19 protein-coding genes are annotated in these 20,418 nt (G+C 71.7%); 4 read left to right on the plus strand and 15 right to left on the minus strand.

Features of this window, described 5'->3' with window-relative positions; all coding sequences use genetic code 11:
* Position 1: 1 nt before the first annotated feature.
* From OU416_RS15160 to OU416_RS15200, 9 genes are all read right to left on the minus strand, one after another.
* A complete protein-coding gene (locus OU416_RS15160; protein ID WP_270927596.1) occupies positions 2–652 on the minus strand; it encodes a hypothetical protein in 651 nt (216 codons plus the stop codon).
* A complete protein-coding gene (locus tag OU416_RS15165) occupies positions 649–1,542 on the minus strand; it encodes a sugar phosphate isomerase/epimerase family protein (RefSeq protein ID WP_270927597.1) in 894 nt (297 codons plus the stop codon). Before OU416_RS15165 ends, OU416_RS15160 begins: the two co-directional genes overlap by 4 nt.
* Complete coding sequence (locus tag OU416_RS15170; RefSeq protein ID WP_270927598.1) at positions 1,539–2,696, minus strand: dihydrodipicolinate synthase family protein; 1,158 nt, start codon at positions 2,694–2,696, stop codon at positions 1,539–1,541. Before OU416_RS15170 ends, OU416_RS15165 begins: the two co-directional genes overlap by 4 nt.
* Before the next feature lie 124 nt (positions 2,697–2,820).
* On the minus strand, positions 2,821–3,969 hold the full coding sequence (locus OU416_RS15175) for a Gfo/Idh/MocA family protein (protein WP_270927599.1): 1,149 nt from the start codon (positions 3,967–3,969) through the stop codon (positions 2,821–2,823).
* Positions 3,970–4,000: 31 nt separating this feature from the next.
* The gene (locus OU416_RS15180; RefSeq protein ID WP_270927600.1) at positions 4,001–4,741 is read right to left on the minus strand and encodes an ABC transporter ATP-binding protein; all 741 of its coding nucleotides are present in this window, start codon (positions 4,739–4,741) and stop codon (positions 4,001–4,003) included.
* A complete protein-coding gene (locus OU416_RS15185) occupies positions 4,731–5,459 on the minus strand; it encodes an ABC transporter ATP-binding protein (RefSeq protein ID WP_270927601.1) in 729 nt (242 codons plus the stop codon). Before OU416_RS15185 ends, OU416_RS15180 begins: the two co-directional genes overlap by 11 nt.
* Positions 5,456–6,484, minus strand: coding sequence for a branched-chain amino acid ABC transporter permease (locus OU416_RS15190; RefSeq protein ID WP_270927602.1), 1,029 nt, complete (start codon positions 6,482–6,484; stop codon positions 5,456–5,458). Before OU416_RS15190 ends, OU416_RS15185 begins: the two co-directional genes overlap by 4 nt.
* On the minus strand, positions 6,468–7,352 hold the full coding sequence (locus tag OU416_RS15195) for a branched-chain amino acid ABC transporter permease (RefSeq protein WP_270927603.1): 885 nt from the start codon (positions 7,350–7,352) through the stop codon (positions 6,468–6,470). The genes OU416_RS15190 and OU416_RS15195 overlap by 17 nt, the downstream gene beginning before the upstream one ends.
* A 7-nt stretch (positions 7,353–7,359) precedes the next feature.
* The gene (locus tag OU416_RS15200; RefSeq protein WP_270927604.1) at positions 7,360–8,574 is read right to left on the minus strand and encodes an amino acid ABC transporter substrate-binding protein; all 1,215 of its coding nucleotides are present in this window, start codon (positions 8,572–8,574) and stop codon (positions 7,360–7,362) included.
* Between the two features lie 116 nt (positions 8,575–8,690).
* Here OU416_RS15200 and OU416_RS15205 point away from each other — a divergent pair, with 116 nt between their 5' ends.
* A complete protein-coding gene (locus tag OU416_RS15205) occupies positions 8,691–9,719 on the plus strand; it encodes a LacI family DNA-binding transcriptional regulator (RefSeq protein WP_270927605.1) in 1,029 nt (342 codons plus the stop codon).
* Positions 9,720–9,817: 98 nt separating this feature from the next.
* Complete coding sequence (locus OU416_RS15210; RefSeq protein WP_270927606.1) at positions 9,818–10,546, plus strand: hypothetical protein; 729 nt, start codon at positions 9,818–9,820, stop codon at positions 10,544–10,546.
* 31 nt (positions 10,547–10,577) lie between these two features.
* Here OU416_RS15210 and OU416_RS15215 read toward each other — a convergent pair whose 3' ends face one another.
* From OU416_RS15215 to OU416_RS15225, 3 genes are all read right to left on the minus strand, one after another.
* Positions 10,578–11,480: an RNA polymerase sigma-70 factor gene (locus tag OU416_RS15215; protein WP_270927607.1), complete on the minus strand. Its 903-nt coding sequence runs from the start codon at positions 11,478–11,480 to the stop codon at positions 10,578–10,580.
* Positions 11,481–11,525: 45 nt separating this feature from the next.
* The gene (locus OU416_RS15220; RefSeq protein ID WP_270927608.1) at positions 11,526–12,701 is read right to left on the minus strand and encodes an NAD(P)/FAD-dependent oxidoreductase; all 1,176 of its coding nucleotides are present in this window, start codon (positions 12,699–12,701) and stop codon (positions 11,526–11,528) included.
* Between the two features lie 245 nt (positions 12,702–12,946).
* Positions 12,947–13,729: an SDR family NAD(P)-dependent oxidoreductase gene (locus OU416_RS15225; RefSeq protein ID WP_270927609.1), complete on the minus strand. Its 783-nt coding sequence runs from the start codon at positions 13,727–13,729 to the stop codon at positions 12,947–12,949.
* 238 nt (positions 13,730–13,967) lie between these two features.
* Between OU416_RS15225 and OU416_RS15230 the strand changes: the two genes are divergently transcribed.
* Positions 13,968–14,714 (plus strand): GNAT family N-acetyltransferase, encoded by a 747-nt coding sequence (locus tag OU416_RS15230; protein ID WP_270927610.1) that lies wholly within the window; start codon positions 13,968–13,970, stop codon positions 14,712–14,714.
* Positions 14,715–14,907: 193 nt separating this feature from the next.
* Positions 14,908–15,960, plus strand: coding sequence for a tryptophan--tRNA ligase (trpS, locus tag OU416_RS15235; RefSeq protein WP_270927611.1), 1,053 nt, complete (start codon positions 14,908–14,910; stop codon positions 15,958–15,960).
* A 34-nt stretch (positions 15,961–15,994) separates the two neighbouring features.
* On the opposite strand, the gene OU416_RS15240 is transcribed toward trpS, so the two are convergent.
* The 3 genes from OU416_RS15240 to OU416_RS15250 all read right to left on the minus strand — a co-directional run bounded on the left by OU416_RS15240 (position 15,995) and on the right by OU416_RS15250 (position 20,398).
* On the minus strand, positions 15,995–18,481 hold the full coding sequence (locus OU416_RS15240; RefSeq protein WP_270927612.1) for a tetratricopeptide repeat protein: 2,487 nt from the start codon (positions 18,479–18,481) through the stop codon (positions 15,995–15,997).
* Between the two features lie 169 nt (positions 18,482–18,650).
* Complete coding sequence (locus OU416_RS15245; RefSeq protein ID WP_270927613.1) at positions 18,651–19,334, minus strand: ABC transporter ATP-binding protein; 684 nt, start codon at positions 19,332–19,334, stop codon at positions 18,651–18,653.
* Positions 19,331–20,398 (minus strand): ABC transporter permease, encoded by a 1,068-nt coding sequence (locus tag OU416_RS15250; RefSeq protein WP_270927614.1) that lies wholly within the window; start codon positions 20,396–20,398, stop codon positions 19,331–19,333. Before OU416_RS15250 ends, OU416_RS15245 begins: the two co-directional genes overlap by 4 nt.
* Positions 20,399–20,418 lie beyond the last annotated feature (20 nt).

Genomic DNA, 20,418 nt, shown 5'->3' on the forward strand with positions numbered 1-20,418 from the left:
GTCAGGCGGGGCGGCCGGTGAGGGTGAGCTCGCGGATGCGGCCGTGGTTGTCGAAGGAGCCGAATCCGGCGCGGCCGCCGGGCAACCGGGTGTCGGTGGCGGTCAGCAGCGGCTCGGGCGAGCCGTCCAGGTGCACCGCGATGCGGCCGGTCGCGGGGTCGTGGTCGAGGCGGACGTGGTGCCAGTCGGTGTCGTCGATGGCCGGTGGCGCGCCGGTGGTGCCGTCCCACTGGTCGTCGATGCGCAGCCGGTCGGCGTCGTCGACGACGAACAGCCCGTTGTGCGGGTAGATCGTGTTGTCCTGGGAGAGGTGGGCGTAGTAGAAGCGGGTCGGCGAGCGGTAGCCGAAGATCAGCACCACGTCGCGGTCGTCGCGGGTGACGGGTTCGTCGATGCGGACTTCGGCGGTGCAGCGCAGCTGCCCGAAGTCCGGGCCTTGCCGCACGATGGCGTACTCGTAGGGCCGTCGTGGGCCTTCGGGTGCTTCGCCGCGTTCGGTCAGGACGACCTGGCCGTGGCCGAAGGCCCACTTGTGCGGGGTCAGCGGCGCCCAGTGGGCGGGGTCGTCGCCGGGGCGGATGCGCACGCCGGGGGCGGCCATGGCCAGGGTCGGCGCGGCGGCCAGCAGCGCGGTGAACGTCCGGCGTCTCATGTGGACCGTCCTTCCCGGGGCAGGTGGGGCGCGAGGAGCTCGGCGTGGCGGCGGGCGCAGGTGGCCAGCACCTGGGCGCCGGGGGCGGCCCAGACCTCGGCGTTGAAGACCTCCACCTCGACATCGCCCCGGTAGCCGGCGTCGATCACCGCGCGGGTGAAGGTGGTGAAGTCGATGTGGCCGTCGCCGACCATTCCGCGGCTGAGCAGCGCGTCGGGCGGCAGCGGCGTGATCCAGTCCGACACCTGGTAGGCGGTGATGCGCGGCCCGGCGCGGGCGATCTGGTCGAGCACGCCGGGTTCCCACCACAGGTGGAAGGTGTCGACCACGACCCCGACGACGTCCGGTGGATGCGCTTCGGCGAGGTCGAGGGCCTGGGCGAGGGTGGAGATGACGCCGCGGTCGGCGGCGAAGATCGGGTGCATCGGCTCGATGCCCAGCCGCACGCCGCGGGCCCGGGCGTGCGGGACGAGTTCGGCGATGGCCTCGGCCACGCGCTGACGCGCCCCGTGCAGGTCGCGGGAACCTTCGGGCAGCCCGCCGGGCACCAGCACCAGGGTGGGGCAGCTCAGCGCGGCGGCTTCGTCGAGCGCGGCCAGGTTGTCGTCCGAGGTGTTCCCGGTGGTGAAGAACCCGCCCCGGCACAGCGAGGACACGCGCAGCCCGGCATCGGCGATCATCCGCGCGGCCCGGGCCAGCCCGGTCTCGGCCAGCGGCTCGCGCCACACGCCGATCGCGCCGATGCCGGCGGCCGCGCAGCCGCGCACCGCTTCGGGCAGCGACCAGTTCGCGGTGGTGCGCTGGTTGAGCGCCAGCCGCGCCAGCCGCGGATCACCGGGTTCGGGAGTGCGGATGCGGGCGGGGGTCGCGGAGGGGACGTCGGTGTTCATCGGCTCGCTCCTGCCGCTTGCAGCCACAACCGCATGCGGTGCGCGGCCAGGTCGGGGTCGGGCAGCAGCCGGAGCTGGTCGGCCAGCTCGAAGATCCGCGCCAGGTGCACCAGGCCGCGGGCCGATTGCATGCCGTGCAGCATGGTGAACCCGGGCTGGTGTCCGGACAGCCAGGACAGGAAGGCGATACCGGTCTTGTAGTGGGCAGTCGGCGTGCTGAAGAGGTGCCGCGACAGCGCGGCGGTGGCCTCCATCTCCACGTCGTAGGTGGTCAGGTCGCCGTCGTCGAGTGCGCTCAGCGCCGCCGAGGCCGCGGGGGCGATCGCGGCGAAGGCGCCCAGCAGCGCGTCGGAGTGGTGGGTGCCGTCGCCGCGGATGAGCTGCGGGTAGTGGAAGTCGTCGCCGGTGTAGAGCCGCACCCCGGTGGGCAGTTCGGCGCGCAGGTGGCGTTCGTGCTCGGCTGAGAGCAGCGAGACCTTCACCCCGTCGATGGCTCGCGCGTGCTCGCGCACCAGGTCCAGGAACACCGCGGTGGCGGTGTCGAGGTCGGCCGATCCCCAGTAGCCGGTCAGGTGCGGGTCGAAGACCTCGCCGAGCCAGTGCAGCACGACCGGTTCGGCGACCTGCCGCAGCACCGCGTCGTAGACCCGCTGGTAGTCCTCGGGGCCGCGGGCCAGCGCGGCCAGCTGGCGGGAGGCCATCACGACCACTTGCGAGCCGGTGGACTCCACGAACGCCACCTGCTGCTCGTAGGCGGCGATGACGTCGTCCAGTGTGGACAGATCGGTGCGGTGGTCGGTGCCGGCGCCGGAGGCGATGCGGGCACCGCACGCGCGGGCCTGCTCGGCGCTGCGCCGCACCAGTTGCTGCACCGCGGCCCAGTCCAGGCCCATGTTGCGCTGCGCGGTGTCCATGGCCTCGGCCACGCCCATGCCGTAGTCGAACAGCACGCGGCGGAACGCCAAGGTGGATTCCCAGTCCACCGCGGCGGGCGCGCCGGGGCTGTTGTCGCCGAGCGGGTCGGCGACCACGTGCGCGGCGGCGAAGACCACCCGCGAGGTGTAGGGCTGCGGATGCGGCTTCCACGCCCGGGGCTCGCGCACCGTGATCCGCCGCCAGCCACCCCCGCTCGTGGGCAGGTCGATGGTGCTCATGCTGGTCCGCCTCCCCGCGATTCGCAGTGGTGGTTGCGTTCCGGCTTGATCCTGCGTTGTGCGATTTCTTGTGGCCGGGTCGCGTCACGGTCCCCTGAGGTGCGGTTGAGCAGGGCTCGGCTGTTCATGCGGCATCACCGGGCAGTGCGATGCGGCGGCCTTGGGCTGAGGACTCCAGTCCGGCGTGGGCCAGTTGCAGGCCGCGCACCCCGGCGGCCAGGTCGTAGGCGTGCGGGCGGTCGTGGTGGACGTCGAGCAGGAACTGCTCCCACTGGGCGCGGAACCCGTTGCCGAACTCGGTGTTGTCGGGCACCTCGTCCCACTGGGCGCGGAAGTCCTCGGTGGTGGGCTCGTCGGGGTTCCACCGCGGCCGGGGCGTGCGCACCCGGGGCTGCACGCGGCAGCCGAACAGGCCCGCCACCGCCGAGCCGTGCGTGCCGTCGACCTGGAACTCCACCAGTTCCCGGCGCTCCACGCGCACCGCCCACGAGGAGTTGACCTGGGCGATGACGTCGCCGTCGAGCTCGAAGATGGCGTAGGCGGCGTCATCGGCGGTGGCCCGGTACGGGCGGCCGTGCTCGTCCCAGCGCTGGGGGATGTGGGTGACGGCTTTGGCCGTGACCGCGCGGACGCGGCCGAAGAGGTTCTCCAGCACGTAGTTCCAGTGGCAGAACATGTCCAGCACCAGCCCGCCGCCGTCCTCGGCGCGGTAGTTCCAGCTGGGCCGCTGCGCCGGGAGCAGGTCGCCTTCGAACACCCAGTAGCCGAATTCGCCGCGCACCGACAGGATCCGGCCGAAGAAGCCGGCGTCGACGAGCCGTTTGAGCTTGCGCAGCCCGGGCAGGAAGATCTTGTCGTGCACCACGCCGTGCACCACCCCGGCCGCGCGGGCGGCGTCGACGAGCTGCTGCCCTTCGGCGATCGACCCGGCGACGGGTTTCTCGGTGTAGACGTGCTTGCCCGCGGCCAGTGCGGCGGTGATGGCTTCGTGGCGGCGGCTGGTGACCTGGGCGTCGAAGTAGATCTGGGCGTCTCCGGCCAGCTGGGCGGTCAGGTCGGTGTGCCATTCGGCGATGCCGTGCTGCTTGGCGATGTGGGCGAGCTTGTCGGCGTTGCGTCCCAGCAGGACCGGTTCGACCTGGATGCGCGAACCGTCGCCGAGGTCGATGCCGCCGTCGTCGCGGATGGCCAGCACCGAGCGCAGCAGGTGCTGGTGGTAGCCCATCCGGCCGGTGACGCCGTTCATCAGGATGCGGTAGGTGTGCTCGGTCATGTGTGCGTCTCCCTGCGGTGGGAATGCGGTGTCATGACGTGCCCGCGCGGCGGGTTCCGAGGTAGAGCTCGCCCAGCCGGTCGTCGGCGAGCAGTTCGGCGGCCGGGCCCGACAGGTGGACCCGGCCGAGGTCGAGCACGCAGCCCAGGTCGGCGGTTTCCAGCGCGCGGCGGGCGTTCTGCTCCACCATCAGCACCGCGGTGCCCGCCTCGCGCATCCGGGCCACCTGCGCGAAGACGGTTTCGGTGGCCTTGGGGTCCAGGCCCATCGACGGTTCGTCGAGCAGCACCACCCGCGGGCTGACCATCAGCGAGCGGGCGAACTCGACCTGCTTCTGCTGCCCGCCCGACAGCGCCCCGGCCAGGGAGTCCCAGCGTTGCGCCACCACAGGGAAGAGGTCCTTGACGAACTCCACGCGCTCGGCGGTGCGGGTCTTGTCGCGCAGCGCGTAGGCGCCGAGCAGGACGTTCTCGCCCACCGTCATCTCCGGGAACACGCTGTGGCCCTGCAGCACGTGGGTGAGCCCGGCGGCCGGCATCTGCTGCGGGCGCCTGCCGGTGATGTCGGTGCCCTCCAGCAGGACCCGCCCCGAGCGCGGGGCGAGCATGCCGCTGGCCACTTTGAGCACGGTGGACTTGCCCGCGCCGTTGGGGCCGACCAGGCACACCACGCTGGCCGGCGGTACCCGCACGGTCAGCCCGCGCAGGACCAGCGCCGCCCGGCCGTAGCCGGCTTCGACGTCGCGCAGTTCGAGCAGCGGCTCAGACGCCAAGGTATGCCTCCAGCACTGCCGGGTCCGCGCGCACCTCGCCGGGCGTGCCGGTGGCGATGGGCCGCCCCCGGTCGAAGACGACGACGTGGTCGGACAGGCTCATCACCAGGTCCATGTTGTGCTCGACGATGACGAAGGTGCGGCCTTCGGCGTTGAGCTCGCGCACCAGTGCCGCGATGCGGTCCAGCAGCGCCGGGTTGACCCCGCCCGCCGGTTCGTCGAGCATGATCGTTTCCGGGTCGGTCATCAGCACTCCGGCCAGTTCCAGGAGTTTCTGCTGGCCGTAGGACATGTCGCGGGCCTGGGCCTCGGCCAGGTGCTCGATGCCGACGCGTTCGAGCAGGTGCTGGGCGCGGTCGAGGTCGGCGCGCTGGCGGGCCGGGAGCAGCTTGCCGAGCAGGCCCGGCGTGCGCACGGCCACCAGCAGGTTCTCCAGCGCGGTCATGCGCGGGAAGATCCGGCACAGCTGGAAGCTGCGGCCGATGCCTGCGCGGGCGATGCGGTGCGCGGGTGCGCCGGTGATGTCGCGGCCGCGGTAGCGGGTGGTGCCGGAGTCGGGCCTGATCATGCCGGTGACGCAGTTGAAGAAGGTCGTCTTGCCCGAGCCGTTGGGGCCGATGAGCGCGTTGACCTTGCCGGGCAGGAAGCTCACGCTCGCGCCGTCCACGGCCCGCACCCCGCCGAAGGACTTGGTGAGCTCGGTGGTCCGCAGGCTCATCGGGTGGCCTCCTCGGGGGTGCGCTGCGCGGCGAGTTCGGCCTGGCTGACCTCGCGGATCGAGGTGGCCCTGGGTTTGCGCAGCCAGCCGGTCAGCGCGGGGATGACGCCTTCGGGCATGAACAGCACCACCGCGGCCAGCAGGACGCCGAGGGCGACCAGGTGCAGCTGGGTGTCGCCGTAGGAGTTCTTGAAGAACTCCACGGCGTAGCCGACCACCACCGCGCCCAGCAGCGGCCCGAACAGGCTGCGGATGCCGCCGAGCAGGCTCATCAGCACCAGGTAGGAGCCGGCGAGGATGGAGAACTGGAAGACCGGGTCCAGGAAGCCGAACCACAGCGCGTACAGGCCACCGCCCAGCGCGGTGAACAGCGCCGAGATGACGAACACGACCAGCTTGTAGGCGAAGGTCGGCACGCCGAGGGACTGGGCCTTGTCCTCGTCCTCGCGGATGGCTTTGAGACCGGCGCCGAAGCGGGAGCGGTCGATGATCCACCAGCACAGCAGCGCCAGGGCCAGCACGGCGGCGTGCAGGTAGAAGAACCGCTCGTGCTGTTCGGGGCGCAGCACGTCCTCGCCGAAGGGGCGGGGCACGCGCAGGCCGTTGGAGCCGCCGGTGAGCTCGCCCCAGCTCTGGAACACCAGCAGCGTGATCAGCACCAGGGCGATGGAGACGATGACGAAGGAGGCGCCGCGCACCCGCAGGCTGGCGATGCCGATGGGGATGGCCAGCAGCGCCACGACAACCGCGCCGGTCAGCAGCGCCAGCCACGGGTTCATGCCGGTGCGGGTGATCAGCAGCGCGGTGGCGTAGCCGCCGAGTCCGGAGTAGGCGGCGTGGCCCAGCGAGATGTAGCCGGTGAAGCCGCCGACGAAGTTCCAGGAGGTGGCCAGCACCGCGTAGCTCATGATCACCACGCCGACGGAGAGGATGAAGGCGTCCGGCGCCAGCTGCGGGAAGGCCAGCACCAGGGCGGCCAGCGCCAGCAGGCCGGCGGGGCGGAGGAGGTCAGAAACGCTGCGCAAGTCGGCCTCCGAACAGTCCGCGGGGTTGCAGCATCAAGGTGGCGAACAGCGCGACGTAGAACAGGGTTTGCGCCCAGGTGGTGCCCAGCGGCAGTTGCAGCAAGCTCTGGCCCAGGCCCAGCACCATCGCGGCGATGGCCGCGCCGCCGACGCTGCCCAGCCCGCCGACGACGATGATGGCCATCAGCGGGCCGATCCAGTGCCAGTGCAGCGACGGGTAGATGGTGGAGTCCAGGGCCAGGGCGGTGCCGCCGACCGCAGCGGTGGCCAGCCCGAGCCCGAAACCCAGCCCGGCGGTGCGGTCGGTGTTGATGCCGACCAGCTGCGCGGCGTCGCGGTGCTGGATGGTGGCACGCAGCGCCCACCCGAAGCGGGTGAACTTCAGCAGCGCGTACAGCCCGCTGAGGGCGATGGCGGCCAGGGCGAAGGCGATGAGCTTGACCACCGGGATGCTGGCGCCGAGCACGACGAGGTCGGCGCCGGAGTAGGGCAGCTGGATGCGCCGGTGGGTGCCGGAGAAGACCAGCCCGAGGACGCCTTCGACGATCAGCGCCAGCGAGAAGGTGAGCAGCACCGACATCATCGTCATCGTGGCCGGGCGCAGTCGGGAGATCAGCAGCCGCTGCAGGCCCACGCCCATGGCGAAGAACAGCGGCACGGTCACCACCAGCGACAGCAGCGGGTCCAGGCCGGTGCGCTGGTGGAACCACCAGGCCAGGTAGGCGGCCAGGATCAGGAACGCCGAGTGGGCGAGCATCACCACCCGCATCACGCCGAAGTAGAGGGTCAGGCCGGCGGCCAGCAGGGCGTAGAGCCCGCCGAGCAGCACGCCGAGCACCAGGCTCTGCAGCAGCAGGGATCCGGTCATCGGGGCATCACCACGCCGGTTTCGGGTGCACGAGGGCGGTCTGGGCGGCGTGTGCGGGCAGCACGATCTGGATGCGGCCGTCGACGTACTGCTGGATCAGGTGCGCGCCCTGGGGTTTTCCGGTCTCGTCCCAGCTCAGCGGGCCTACGACGGTGTCGACGGTGTTGGTGTGCAGCCAGTCGATGAGCTTGCGCTGGCAGTCCGGGTCGGCCTCGGCGCAGCCGACGGCCTGCACGGCGGCGGCCACGACCTGGCCGGTGGTGTAGGCGTTGGCCTCGTCCTCGGTGGGCTCGGTGCCGTGCTTCTGCTGGAAGTGGGCGACGAATTCCTGGTTGGAGGGGTACGGGGCGGCCGGGGTGTAGCCGGTGGGCGAGAGGATGCCTTCGGTGCGCTCGCCGATGGCGCGGGGGAATTCGGGGTTGGTGGGTGCGGTGGAGAAGGCGGCCATGGCCGGTTGGTGGCCGAGCTGGCGCAGCGCGACGATGAGGTTGACCGCGTCCTGGTACTGGGTGCCGCCGACGAGCAGTTCGGCGTCGGAGTCGGCGATCTTGGCGGCGATGGAGCCGAAGTCGGTGGTGCTGGGCGGGTATTGCTCGTCGGCGACGGTGCGCACGCCGGCTGCTTCGAGGCGGGTTTTCAGGCCGTGGGCGGTGCCCTTGGCGAAGGGGTCGTCCATGACGGCGTAGGCGGCGGTGGCGGGGCGCTGGTGCGGTGGCATCGCCAGGATCGCCTCGGCGAGGTGCTGGTAGTGGTCCTCGGCCACGGCGGGTGCGGCGTAGAAGAGGTTGTCGAACCCTTGCTGGAAGACCTCTTCGGCGGCGCCTGCGGGTTCGACGAACAGCATCCCGTAGTCCTTGGCCACCTGGGCGGCGGGGATGACCAGGCGGGTGGAGAAGGGGCCGAAGATGAGGTCGGCGCCGTCGGAGTTGATCAGCTTCTCGTAGTCGGCGGCGACGCGGTCGGCGTTGGACTGGTCGTCGAGGATGCGCAGTTCGACCTGGCGGCCGAGCAGTCCGCCGCGGGAGTTGACGTGCTCGGCCCAGGCTTCGTAGCCGCGGCGCACGCCTTTGCCGGGTTCGGAGAAGTCGCCGGTCAGGGGGAGTGAGATGCCGATGCGGATGGTGTCCTGGCCCGCTTGGGAACCGGCGCTGAGGCAGCCGGTGAGGGCCAGCGAGGCGGCGGCCAGCAGTGCCGCGAATCGGGGGCCGTGTTGAGTTTTCATGATCCACCCGTCGTTGGGGGCATGTCGTAAGCGCTTTCGTAAGCGCTTACGGCAGAATAGGTACCGATGATCGCAGTGACAAGGGTCACTGCCCGTGACGGGGAGAGGAGACCCTGATGGCGCAGCGCGCGAGACCGCGGCTGGTCGATGTCGCACAGGCGGCGGGGGTGTCGATCGCGGCGGCCTCGCGGGCGCTCTCAGGTGCCGCGGGGGTCAGCGAGGAGATCGCCCAGCGGGTGCGGGAGGTGGCCGCCGAGCTGGGTTACGTGGCCAACGTGCACGCCCGCACCCTGGCCGGTGGCACCAGCACCGGGGTCGGTCTGCTGGTGCACGAGATCGGCGACCCCTACTTCACCGAGATCGCCAGCGGTGTGCTGCGGGTGGCCGCGCAGCGGGGGCTGACGGTGCAGATCGGCCACACCGGCCGCGACCCGGATGCCGAGCTGCTGCAGGTGCGCGCGCTGATCGCCAACCGGGTGCGGGCGATCGTGATCTCCGGGTCGGGGTTCGTCGAGGCCCGGGTGCAGGCACCGGTCAAGCGGGAGCTGCAGGACTTCCAGACCGCCGGGGGCCGCGTCGCGGTCATCGGCCGCCACCACCTGGGCACCGATGCGGTGCTGCCCGACAACCTCGCCGGCGGCCGGTCGATCACCGAGCACGTGCTCTCGCTGGGCCACCGCCGCATCGCCTTCGCGGTGGGCCCGGTGGCGCTGACCACGGTCGCCGACCGGCTGGCCGGCGCTGAGGAAGCCCTGAGCGCGGCGGGTTTGCGGCTGGCGGAGCTGCCGGTGGTCGAGGAGGCCTTCACCCGCGACGGCGGAACCCGCGCCACGCTGCGGATCCTCGACGAGCACCCGCGGACCACGGCGGTGATCGCGCTCAACGACGACATGGCCATCGGCGCGCTGGCCGCGCTGCGCTCCCGCGGTGTGGCGGTGCCGAGAGAGGTGTCGGTGGCCGGTTTCGACGACGTGGCGGTGGCCGAGCACCTGTCCCCGGCGCTGACCACGGTGCGCCTGCCGATGACGGCCATGGGCGAGCAGGCCCTGCTGCTGGCCCTCAAAGAACCCTCCGCCCGGCCCCGCCGCCGCACCACCGAACACCACCTGGTGGTGCGCGATTCCACCGCCGCGCCCCGCATGTGAGAGGGAACCGATCGCCGGTGCGCCACGTCGCACCTGTTGATCATCCGGAGGCCGTCGTCGGGCGCGCTTACGGTGCCACTCGAGGTGAGGAACCGATGATGACCGAGCTGACCGCGTACGAGACGACGTGGCTTGGTGTGCTGGAGGAACTGCGCGGCTGCCCGGAGATCAGGGTGACCGAAGTCGAGGAGGGCGAACTGCGCGGATCCGAGGACGCCGACCGGGTTTTCGGCGAGCTCGCCGAGCGCGAGGGCATCGCGCTGGATGCCTCGCTGAAGCAGTGCCACCTGCGCTTCTCCGATCTCGGGGCGGCCTGGAGCGTCCGCGATCCCGAGTACGACGAGGAATCCCTCTTCGCTGGGGAGTTCCACCTGACCAACATCCACCAGGCGATCCGCTCGGGCTCGCTGGAGACGCGCTGGTTCGATCCCACCTTCGATCCCGATCCCACCCCTGAGGAACTGCGGTTCTACCGCGAGCTGCGCAGCTTCGACGGCACACCGTGGGGCGGGATCGGCAACCTGTCGATGCTGCGGATCCGGCCGGGCGTGACCGATCCCGAGCTGTGGTTCGACACCACGACCAAGGGCCTGCACCGGTTGGACCTCGATTACCCCGGCTATCTCGAGGCGTTGCGCATCACCAAGGGAACCTACGGCTGGCAGTTCCTGTTCGCCGACGTCCGGCTGGACGAATATGAAGACTTCGAGGTCGTCGGGCGGTTCGCCAAGCTCATGCTCGAGGTCTTCCCGAGGTTGTTCCCGGACCACGACTACGCGCCGCTGCGATCCCGCCTGGCCGAACGCCACCGGGGCTTCCGGGCCTGAACCCGGTCGGCCGGGCCCAGCAGTTGGGTACTCATCGCAGGGTGAGCGGGGTTTCGGCTTCGAGGCGGGTCAGCTTCTGCGGGTTGCGGACGTAGTAGAGGCCGGTGATGCGGGTGTCTTCGACGCGCAGCGCCATGATCCCGTCGAGTTCGCCGTCGACGTGCAGGGCCAGGGCGGGGCTGCCGTTGATCGTGGTCGGCTCGGCGGTGAGGGTGACGTCGTGCTTGGTGAGGCCGCCGACGATGAAGCGGGCCACCTTCTCGGCGCCGGTGACCGGACGCGGGGTGGCCTGCTTGATGCCGCCTCCGTCGCTGATCGCGACGACGTCGGGTGCGAGCACGTCGAGCAGGCCTTGCAGGTCCCGCGTTTCCAGCGCGTGCCGGAAGGCCGTGGCGGCCTCGCGGGCTTGGCGTGCGGTGACGGTGTGGCGGGGCTGGCGGGCTTCGACGTGCTTGCGGGCGCGGTGGGCGATCTGGTGCACGGCGGCGCGGGTCTTGCCGACGGCGGTGGCGATCTCGTCGTAGTCGATGCCGAATGCTTCGCGCAGGACGAACACCGCCCGTTCGGTCGGGGTCAGGGTCTCCAGGACGAGCATCAGCGCCATCGACACGCTCTCGGCGAGTTCGACGTCGGTGGCCACGTCCGGTGTGGTCAGCAGCGGTTCCGGCAGCCAGGAGCCCACGTAGGACTCCCTGCGGCGCTTGAGCGTCCGCAACCGGTTGAGCGCCTGGCGGGTGGTGATCCGGACCAGGTAGGCGCGGGGTTCGCCGATGCCGGCGGTGTCGACGGCGCTCCAGCGCAGCCAGGTCTCCTGCAGGACGTCCTCGGCGTCGGCCACCGATCCGAGCATCTCGTAGGCGACGGTGAACAGCAGGCTGCGGTGCGCGAGGAACGCTTCGGTCGCCTGATCACCGGGTTCGTGCGTGGTGTCCATGGTGTCCTCTCCGCCGATATCGTCGCGCTGCGCGCAGCGCGGTGCCTAGGCGATCGGTGCCGTCTGGGCCGCCAGCTGCGCAGGTCGGTGCTTTCCGTCCTTGGGCCAGTGGTGCGCGCCGGGCTTGCGCGCCTCGGTCACCAGGTGCTTGACGCTGGCTCGACAGGAAGCCTCCTTGAGCGCCTTGCCCGCGAACCCGGGGAAGTAGAGCGGCAGCGCGGTGTCGTCCTTGCGTCCGAGCTGGAAGATCCCGGCGTTGCGGCCGAAGCTGATGCACATGGCGGGGAAGGCCAGGTCGACCGGTGCCGGGTGCTGTCCGGCGATGCGGTGCAGCACCGTGTCGGCGGCGTGCGCCCCGAGGCATCCCGCGGCGTAGGCGCTCATCCGGAACGGCAGGTCCGATGGTGCCGAGCAGTCGCCCGCGGCGACGATGCGCTCGTCGTCGATGCTGGTCAGCGTTTCGTCGGTGAGCAGTCGTCTGGCGGAGTCGGTGCGCAGCCCGCTGCGGGCGGCCAGATCCGGCACCCCGAAACCCGCCGCCCAGATGGTGACCTGGCTGGCCAGCGTCCGGCCGTCGTGGAGTTCCACGGCGTCCCGCCGCACCTCCGCGACCGCCGAACCGGGGCCTTCCAGGAGATCGACGCCGAGCCTGGCGAGGTACTTGCGGGCGGTGCGCCGGGCTTTGGGGTGCAGGTACGGGCCGAGTTCACCGCCGCAGACCAGCGTGACCCCGCGCCCCCGCTCGGCGAGTTCCGCGGCCGTCTCGATACCGCTCGGGCCACCCCCGACAACGGTCACCGCGGCCGGTGCGGGGGCGTCGAACAACGCCTCCCGCAGCCGTTGCGCCGCCTCCAAGGTCGCGACCGGATGGGCGAACTCGGCCGCGCCCGGCACCTGGGGTGCGGCGTTGCCGCTGCCCACCGCGTAGACGAGGTAGTCGTAGCCGATGCTGGCCGAGGCCAGCAGCACCCTGCGCTCGGCCGCGTCGATGCGCGTGGCGCTGTCGACGACGAGCCGGACGCCTTCGGCCAGGACGTCGGTGTAGTCGACGACCGCGTCGTGGGTTCCGCCCACCAGCTGGTGCAACCGCAGCCGCGGGACGAAGACCGGGCGCGGGTTGATCAGGGTCACCGCCACGTCCTCGCGCTGCGTCAGGCGGTTGGCCGCCATCACACCGGCGTATCCGCCGCCGACCACGACCACATCGGTCTTCTCGCCCACGCTGGTCTCCTTCGCTCCGAGAGGTTCGAGCACAAGACACCGCACGGGCGAACTTCCTGACAGCCTGTGTCTCAGGTCACTGGTCGGGCCCTGGACGCCGACCCGGGCTCGCGTTCGAGGGGATCGATCCCGAGGAGTGCGGCCGTCTCGTCGTAGATGATGCGGGCCAGGGCGTCGTTCTGGCCCGTGCGCGAGGGCGTGTCCGGTTCGAACTCGCTTTGAGCACTCGGCGCCGACAGGCGGGGTCAGAGCATGCGCTTGCCGCCGCCTGCGTAGATGGTCTGGCCGGTGATCCAGCGGGCTTGGTGGGAGGCGAGGAAGACGGCCAGGTCGGCGATGTCGTCGGGGCGGCCGATGCGGCGCAACGGGCTGAACTCGGCCAGGCGGGCTCTGGAGGCCTCGTTGAGCCATCCGGTTTGCACCGGTCCGGGGGAGATGATGTTGACGGTGGTGCCCGCGGGGCCGAATTCCACGGCCGCCGCGCGGCTGAGCGATTCCAGCGCGTTCTTGGTGGCCGAGTGGGAGATCTCCTCGGCGGCACCGGAAGCGGTGTCGGCGGAGATGGTGATGATGCGCCCCCAGTCGGCCTTGCGGCGCAGGTGGCGGCGGTGGAACTCGGCCATCAGCAGCGCGGGCGCGCGGGTGTTGATCGCGTAGTGGGCATCCAGGCCGGTCGCGTCGATGGTGACCAGGTCGCGCACCGGGCGGGGCTGGAAGGTGTCGGGCACGCGGTGCGCGGCGTTGTTGATGAGGATCTCCACCGGTCCGAAGGCGGCTTCGGCGTGGTCGAGGATCGCCGGTGCGCCCTCGGGCCGGGTCAGGTCGACGGCCACGGATTCGGCGTCGGCGCCGTCGGTGCGCAGGGCGTCGCGCACGTGGTCGGTGGCCGTTGCGGCCTGCGGGGCTTCGGCGAGCACGATCTTGCAGCCCTGGCGGGCCAGAGCGCGGGCGATGGCCGAGCCGACGTCCAGCGGACTGGTGGCGCCGGTGATCACCGCGACGCGGTCGCGCAGGCGGGGGTCGATCACCGGGTGGCCCTCCCGAGACCTCGGTTGCGGCTGGTGGTACCCGCAATCGGCGGCGAGATGTCCGCTGTGGACTTCGATGCGGGTGTCATGGTGGCCTCTTCTCCGGCGCGATCGGGTCGCTGACAGCCCCCGGATCCGCGCCTTGTTGATCTTAGTGCACCGGTCGCCGCCGTCAATTCCCCGCAGTGGCGGGGGAATTCGATTGCCTGCGCGGGGTTTGCGGTGTAGACCTTGGCGAATGCTGCGAGAAGACGGCGCTTCCGACGGCGTCGTGGTGCTGCGCCGGGGCACCACGACGGTGTCCTACGCGCCGGTGATCGGTGTGCCCAGCATGGCCCAGGTGCTGGAGGCCAGCGGACCGGACGTGCTCGCGGCGCTGGCCGAGCAGCTGCCCGGCTGGCAGATCTCGGTGCCCGAAGCGCTCGGGCGGCAGTTGGTGCTGGCCGGTGCGCGCATGGTGCGCCACGCCGCCACGATGCACCGCGACCTGCGCCGCGACCCGCCACCACCGCAGTGGGCCGGGCACACTCCGCAGGCACCGCTGCGGCTGGTGCCCTGCGACCGCCCGGCCAGCGCCCTGCTGCCCGCGCAGCGGCAGGCCTACCCGCCGGGCCACCCCGATGCCTTCGACGGCAGCGACCAGCAGCTGCTGACCGAGATGATCCAGCCGCTGCTCAGCGGGCGGGTGCTGGGCCCGGTGCTGGACTGCAGCGCGCTGGTGGTCGACGCCGACGACGAGGTGGTGGCGGGCCTGGTGGCCAACGACTTCAACGGCACGGCCTGGATCGGCGACGTGTTCCGCCGCCCCGGCACCACCTTCGCCGGGCTGGGCGGCCTCCTGCTGCGCCGCGCGCTGGCGCTGGCCGCGGCGCAGGGCTGGCCGGTGATGGGGCTGGCGGTCACCGTCGGCAACCCGGCGCAGCACCGCTACGAGAAGCTCGGCTTCACCACCACCGAGACGTCGATGAAGATCGTCGTGAGCTGAGCCCGCGGCAACGGGTACAGTGGCGTGGTGATTCGCAGTTCGTGCCAGGCATGGTGGCGCTCCGGTTAGGAGCGGCCGCCAGCTTTCACGCACGACATCATGTCCGGGCCGTTCGGTTGAACGGCCCGTTCTCGTGTTCTCCCACGACCCGGCGGGACTTCGGCCGAGGCCCGCGGAGAGAACCGGGAGAACCATGACCAGCCTGATCGACACCGCCCCCGCCGTGCGCCGCAGCGCCGAGCTGGAGCAGCTGATCCAGCAGCAACCGGAGCGCTTCCGCGTGCTCACCGGCGACCGGCCCACCGGTCTGCTGCACCTGGGCCACTACTTCGGCACCCTGCACAACCGGGTCCGCCTGCAGCGCCACGGCGTGGAGCTGATGGTCATCATCGCCGACTACCAGGTGCTCACCGACCGCGACATCGCCGAAGAACTGCAGCAGCACGTCGAGGACCTGGTGCTGGACTACCTGGCCGCGGGCATCGACCCGCAGCGGGCCACGATCTTCACCCACAGCGCCATCGCCGCGCTCAACCAGCTGCTGCTGCCGTTCCTGAGCCTGGTCTCGGTGGCCGAACTGAGCCGCAACCCGACGGTCAAGGACGAGATCGCGCACTCCCGGCAGAGCGCGGTCAGCGGCCTGATGTTCACCTATCCCGCCCACCAGGCCGCCGACATCCTCTTCAGCAAGGCCAACCTGGTGCCGGTGGGTCAGGACCAGCTGCCGCACCTGGAGCTGACCCGCACCATCGCGCGCCGCTTCAACGACCGCTACCGGCCGCTGTTCCCGCAGCCCGAGGCACTGCTGTCCCCGGCCCCGCTGCTGCTGGGCACCGACGGCACGAAGATGAGCAAGAGCCGCGGCAACGCGATCCTGCTCTCGGCCACCGCCGATGAGACCGCCCGGCAGATCCGCGGCGCCAAGACCGACTCCCAGCGCCACATCACCTACGACCCGCACACCCGCCCGGAGGTCTCCAGCCTCCTGCTGCTGGCGGGCCTGTGCAGCGACCGCGATCCCCATGAGCTGGCGCAGGAGATCGGCTCCGGTGGCGCGGCGCTGCTCAAGAAGGTGGTCACCGAAGCGGTCAACGAACACCTGGCGCCGCTGCGCGCCCGGCGAAGCGAACTGGCGGGCGACCGCCCGTACTTGCGCGCGGTCCTGCGCGAAGGCAACGCCGCGGCCAACGCACTGGCCGAGACCACCCTGGCCGAAGTGCGCGAAGCGATGGGCACCCACTACTGACCGCCGTCCTCAGGCGCGCGGCGGCCCCGGGGTGCTACCGAGCGGTGCTCCCCGGGTCGGTCCCGCCCCACAGGTCCAACCGCTCCCTGGTCCGCTGGACGTCGGGATGGTCCTCTCCGAAGACCCGCACCTGATCGGCCAGCAGCGAACGCAGGTCGGGCAGTGCCCCGGGGTCACCGGCCTCGCCGCGCCAGCGGACCAGGTTGTAGCGGGCGGTCAGGGTGGCGGGGTGGTCCGGGCCGTTGACGCGCAGGCGGTCTTGGAGGAGGTCACCGAACTCCTGGGCCGCCCGAGCCGGGTCACCCGCGGCACCGCGCCAGTACGCGAGGTTGTTGCGAGTGCCGAGGGTGACGGGGTCGTCGGCGCCGAGAGCCCGCAGGCAGTCCTCCAGCAGCGCCTCGAACTCGGTGACGGCCGCGCCCACCTCGCCGAGCTGGGCCCGCCGGTGGGCCAGGTTGCCGCGGGCCATCAACGTGTCCGGGTGGTCGGGACCGCTCTGCCGGGAGTGGACCTCCACCAACTCCGCGTAGGCCGCCACGGCCTGCGAGACCTCCCCGACCTGCGCCTGCCAGTACGCCAGGGTGCCCCGCATGGCGGTGGTCCGCAGGTCTGCGGTGCCCAGCACCTCCTCGGCCTCGGGCAGCAACTCCCGCAACGCAGCGACGGCGCCGACAGCGTCACCGCCCGTGCCGCGCAGGCGTGCCAGACCCGTGCGGATCGCCAGGACCGAGGGATCCCGGTGTCCGCGCATCCGCGCCGCCTCGGCCAGCACGTCGCCGAGCAGGGCGATGGCCCCGCGCACGTCCCCCGCGTCACCGCGCCGTCGAGCCAGGCCATGCCGGAAGTCGAGCACGGCGTCCGGGTCGGCGCCGGGAGTCGCCTCCGCGTCGGCCACCAGTTGCTCGGCGATCGCGAGGGCTCCCGCCGCGTCACCGGTCTCGCCGAGCCACTCGGCCAGCCGGTTGCGGAAGACCCACGTGTTGCTGTGGCCGACGCCGTAGTGGCGCTCCGCGGTGTCGCAGAGGCGCCGGTAGTACGCGGTGGCCGCTGCCGCCTGCCCGCTCCTGCCCAGGCTGTCGCCAGCGTCGATCATGACCGCGTGCGAGTACGGCCACCAGAGGCTGTCCTCGGCGGTCTGCTCCAGGACGTTGGTGTTGGCCCGCAGTGCGGCGACGAGGTCGGCTCGACCACCGTCGCGCGGCCAGACCTCCCACAGCGCCATGGCCGCTGCCCGGCCCAGCGTGCTGAGGTCGCGGTCGGCGAGCCGGTCCCGCGTGGCGCGCTGCACGAGGGCGTGCACGCGGACGCCCAGGTGCGGCACCGCCAGGTCGACGGTCACGAGGTTGAGCCGGTGCAAGCAGCCGAGGCCGTCCAGCGCTCGTTCCGCATCCACCGCGGGCGCGGCGCCGCGGGAGAACAGGGTCTTGAGCCGACCCAGGCCGGAGGCGGGCGGGCGGACCGCGGCGGACAGGTGCTCCAGCACGGCGGAACTGGTGAACACGGCGGTGGGGATGCCGTTGGGGTCGAGCAGACAGGCCAGGTCCAGCAGGGGACGCGCCAACCCCTCGGGGGCGAGCCGGTCGGCCAGCTCGATCGACAGCGACCAGGTCACCGCCACGGTGTCGCGGTGCTCGTCGGGCAGCGCGCCGGGCTCGGGCAGCAGGGTCGCGAAGTCGCGCCGCCGGTCGAGGAAGCGGTCGAGGTACTGGGCGCAGGTCATGCCGCGGTCGAGGAGGTAAGCCGCTGCCTGGGCCAGGGCCAGCGGTAGGTGGCCGAGGGCATCGGCCAGCTCGGCCGCACCTTCGGCCGAGCGCGGCCGGTCGGCGAGCTTGCCGGTCAGGTAGGCCAGCGACTCCTCGGGCGTGAACAGGCCGATGTCGATCAGCTGCCGGCCGCTGCCGCGCAGGGCGGCGTCACGGCGCCGTGTGGTCACCAGCACACGCCCGGTCGGCGTGGCCGACGGCCACAACCCGGAGAGGTCGCCCGGCACGCGCAGGTCGTCCAGCACCACCAGCCAGCGTCGCCGCGTGCTCGCCAGCCAATCCAGCAGCCGGCCCGCACCGACCTCGGAGTCGGCGTCCTCCTGACCGGTCAACCGGGCGGCGATGCGGGCGAAGTCACCGACGACCGCCTCTCTGGACGTCGCGGTCACCCACACCACCAGGTCAAGGACGCCTGCGGCCCACATCCGCTCCATGTGGTCGACCGCCAACTGGGTCTTGCCCACGCCACCCAGGCCGGAAAGCACACCGGTGGTCGCGGCATGGGAGGTGAGCACCGCCGCACCGGTCCCGTCCAGGGCCCGCACGAGGTCGGTGGCGACCTCCCGGCCGACGAAGCCGTCCGCGCGCGGCGGCACCCGGCCGAACCGGAGCGGGAACTCGACGGGCGGCTGCTCGTGCACGTGCTGGTGGAACGCGATGCCACCGTGGATGTCGCGGGCTTGGACGATGTGGCCGAACGTCCGCCCGGTGACGGAGTTGTTCACCGCGCGGGCGTCGTCCCCTGGGACCGGGTTCACAGCACCGATCATGGTGCATCGCAGGGGCGGCGGTCACCTAGCAGTGTCGTGGCGGTGGGCTGACCAGCGCGAACGGTGGAACGGCCAGAGCGCGGAGTCCTGACCGCTCGACCTCGAGTGGCCAGGACTCCACCGCACGTTGGCTGCTGCGCGAAAACTGCCGGGACGGTCAGCGCCGGGCGCTGAGCGCGCTCAACCGCCCGTCGCGCATCTCCACGACGTCGTCGACCTGATCCAGGTACTCCGTGTCGTGGGTGACCATCACGGTGGCGACCTGGTGCTGCCGGGTGACCTCGGCCAGCAGCTCCACGATCTGCGCGCCGCGGTCGTGGTCGAGCGCCGCGGTCGGCTCGTCGACCAGCAGCACCGCGGGCCGGCCGCTGAGCGCACGAGCGATGTTCACCCGCTGCCGCTCCCCACCGGAGAGCTGGTGCGGACGCCGGTGCTGCTTGCCGTCCAGACCGACCGTGGCCAGCAGCTCGGCCGCGGCACGTCGCTGCCGGCGCACCGATCCGCCGCGCATGTGGTGCGCCGCCAGCAACTGCTCGGCGGCCGTCAACGACGGCAGCAGGTTGGGCTGCTGGAAGACGATGCCGACCTTGTCCAACCGCAGCCGGGCCCGCTGCGCCGCCGACAGGTCCCCGGTGTCGACCCCGCCGACGAGCACCCGCCCGGAATCCGGGCGCAGCAGCGTCGCGGCCACCGCCAGCAGGCTGGACTTGCCCGACCCCGACGGCCCCACCACGGCCACCAGCTGCCCGGCGGCCACCTCCAAGCTCACCCCGTCCAGGGCGGTCAGCACCCGATCACCATCGGGGTAGGTCAAACGCAGATCGGTCAGGACGAGACTCATCGGGCAGCTCCCAGCGCGGTCAACGGGTCGACGGAGGTGATGCGCCGCACCGCCAGCGCGGCGCCGATCATGCCCAGCACGATCATCAGCGCCACCGGCAGCACGGTCGTGGCGGCGGTGAGCTGGAACGGCACGACCTGCGAGGCCAGCGCCCCCAGCCCGACACCCACCGCACCACCGAGACCCGCGCCCAGCAGCAGCACGACCACCGACTGGGCCAGCGCATCGCGCAACAGGTACCCGGTCGCCCCGCCCAGGGCCTTGAGCACCGCGATGTCACCGCTGCGCTGGATGGTCCACACGGTCATGAACGCACCGATCACCAGCGCCGAGATCGCGTACAGCAGGCTCTGCATCATCAGCAGCGACCCGTTCTCCGAGGAGTAGGAGCCGATGCCCGCCAAACTGCCCGACAGCGTCTCCGAAGCGGTCCCGGCCGCCGCATCGGCAGCGGCCGGATCGGCGAGGTCGGCGGCGATCACGGTGGCCACCGCGGCATCCGCGCGGGGCGGCCGCAGCTGCGACCACGTCTCCAGCGCCGTCCAGGCCACCGGGGTGTGGCTGTAGTAGGAGTCCTCGACGATCCCGCCGATCCGCAACTCCTCGACACCGGCCTGCACCCGCTGGCCCACCGCCAGCCCGGCCTCCTCGGCCAGCTCCCGGCTGATCACCAGCTCACCCGGTACGACGACAGCGGGGGACAAGCCCGCTTCGGCGGTCACCCCGAACACCGTGGCCGAAGCACCACCGGCCGGGGTGTCCAGCCGGGTCTGGGTGATGCCCAGCGGCACGGCCCACCGCACCCCGGGCGCGGCGCGGTAGGCCGCCAGCTGCTCGGCGGTGACCGAGGAATCGGCGAAGGACTTCTCCGGGGCCTGCCCGTCGGCGGCCCCGAAGGCGATGTGGGTGGCGGGCAGCTGCGTGATCGCCGAAGTGGACTGGTGGGCCAGGCCCGCGGTCAGTCCCGACAACAGCACGATCAACAGCGTGATCAGCCCGACCACCGATCCCATGAGCGCGAACCGCCCCTTGGCGAAGCGGATGTCGCGGATGGCGAGGAACACGAGTGCTCTGCTTTCCGGTC

This window comes from Saccharopolyspora indica, from assembly GCF_027853965.1.
Classification (GTDB): Bacteria; Actinomycetota; Actinomycetes; order Mycobacteriales; family Pseudonocardiaceae; genus Saccharopolyspora; species Saccharopolyspora indica.

Bases quoted from the DNA above. Each gene is read 5' to 3' on its own strand.
- trpS (WP_270927611.1), top strand. From the start codon at position 14,908: ATGACCAGCCTGATCGACACCGCCCCCGCCGTGCGCCGCAGCGCCGAG.
- OU416_RS15200 (WP_270927604.1), bottom strand. From the start codon at position 8,574: ATGAAAACTCAACACGGCCCCCGATTCGCGGCACTGCTGGCCGCCGCC.
- OU416_RS15165 (WP_270927597.1), bottom strand. From the start codon at position 1,542: ATGAACACCGACGTCCCCTCCGCGACCCCCGCCCGCATCCGCACTCCC.
- OU416_RS15160 (WP_270927596.1), bottom strand. From the start codon at position 652: ATGAGACGCCGGACGTTCACCGCGCTGCTGGCCGCCGCGCCGACCCTG.
- OU416_RS15195 (WP_270927603.1), bottom strand. From the start codon at position 7,352: ATGACCGGATCCCTGCTGCTGCAGAGCCTGGTGCTCGGCGTGCTGCTC.
- OU416_RS15205 (WP_270927605.1), top strand. From the start codon at position 8,691: ATGGCGCAGCGCGCGAGACCGCGGCTGGTCGATGTCGCACAGGCGGCG.
- OU416_RS15210 (WP_270927606.1), top strand. From the start codon at position 9,818: ATGACCGAGCTGACCGCGTACGAGACGACGTGGCTTGGTGTGCTGGAG.
- OU416_RS15175 (WP_270927599.1), bottom strand. From the start codon at position 3,969: ATGACCGAGCACACCTACCGCATCCTGATGAACGGCGTCACCGGCCGG.
- OU416_RS15185 (WP_270927601.1), bottom strand. From the start codon at position 5,459: ATGAGCCTGCGGACCACCGAGCTCACCAAGTCCTTCGGCGGGGTGCGG.
- OU416_RS15170 (WP_270927598.1), bottom strand. From the start codon at position 2,696: ATGAGCACCATCGACCTGCCCACGAGCGGGGGTGGCTGGCGGCGGATC.
- OU416_RS15230 (WP_270927610.1), top strand. From the start codon at position 13,968: ATGCTGCGAGAAGACGGCGCTTCCGACGGCGTCGTGGTGCTGCGCCGG.
- OU416_RS15245 (WP_270927613.1), bottom strand. From the start codon at position 19,334: ATGAGTCTCGTCCTGACCGATCTGCGTTTGACCTACCCCGATGGTGAT.
- OU416_RS15215 (WP_270927607.1), bottom strand. From the start codon at position 11,480: ATGGACACCACGCACGAACCCGGTGATCAGGCGACCGAAGCGTTCCTC.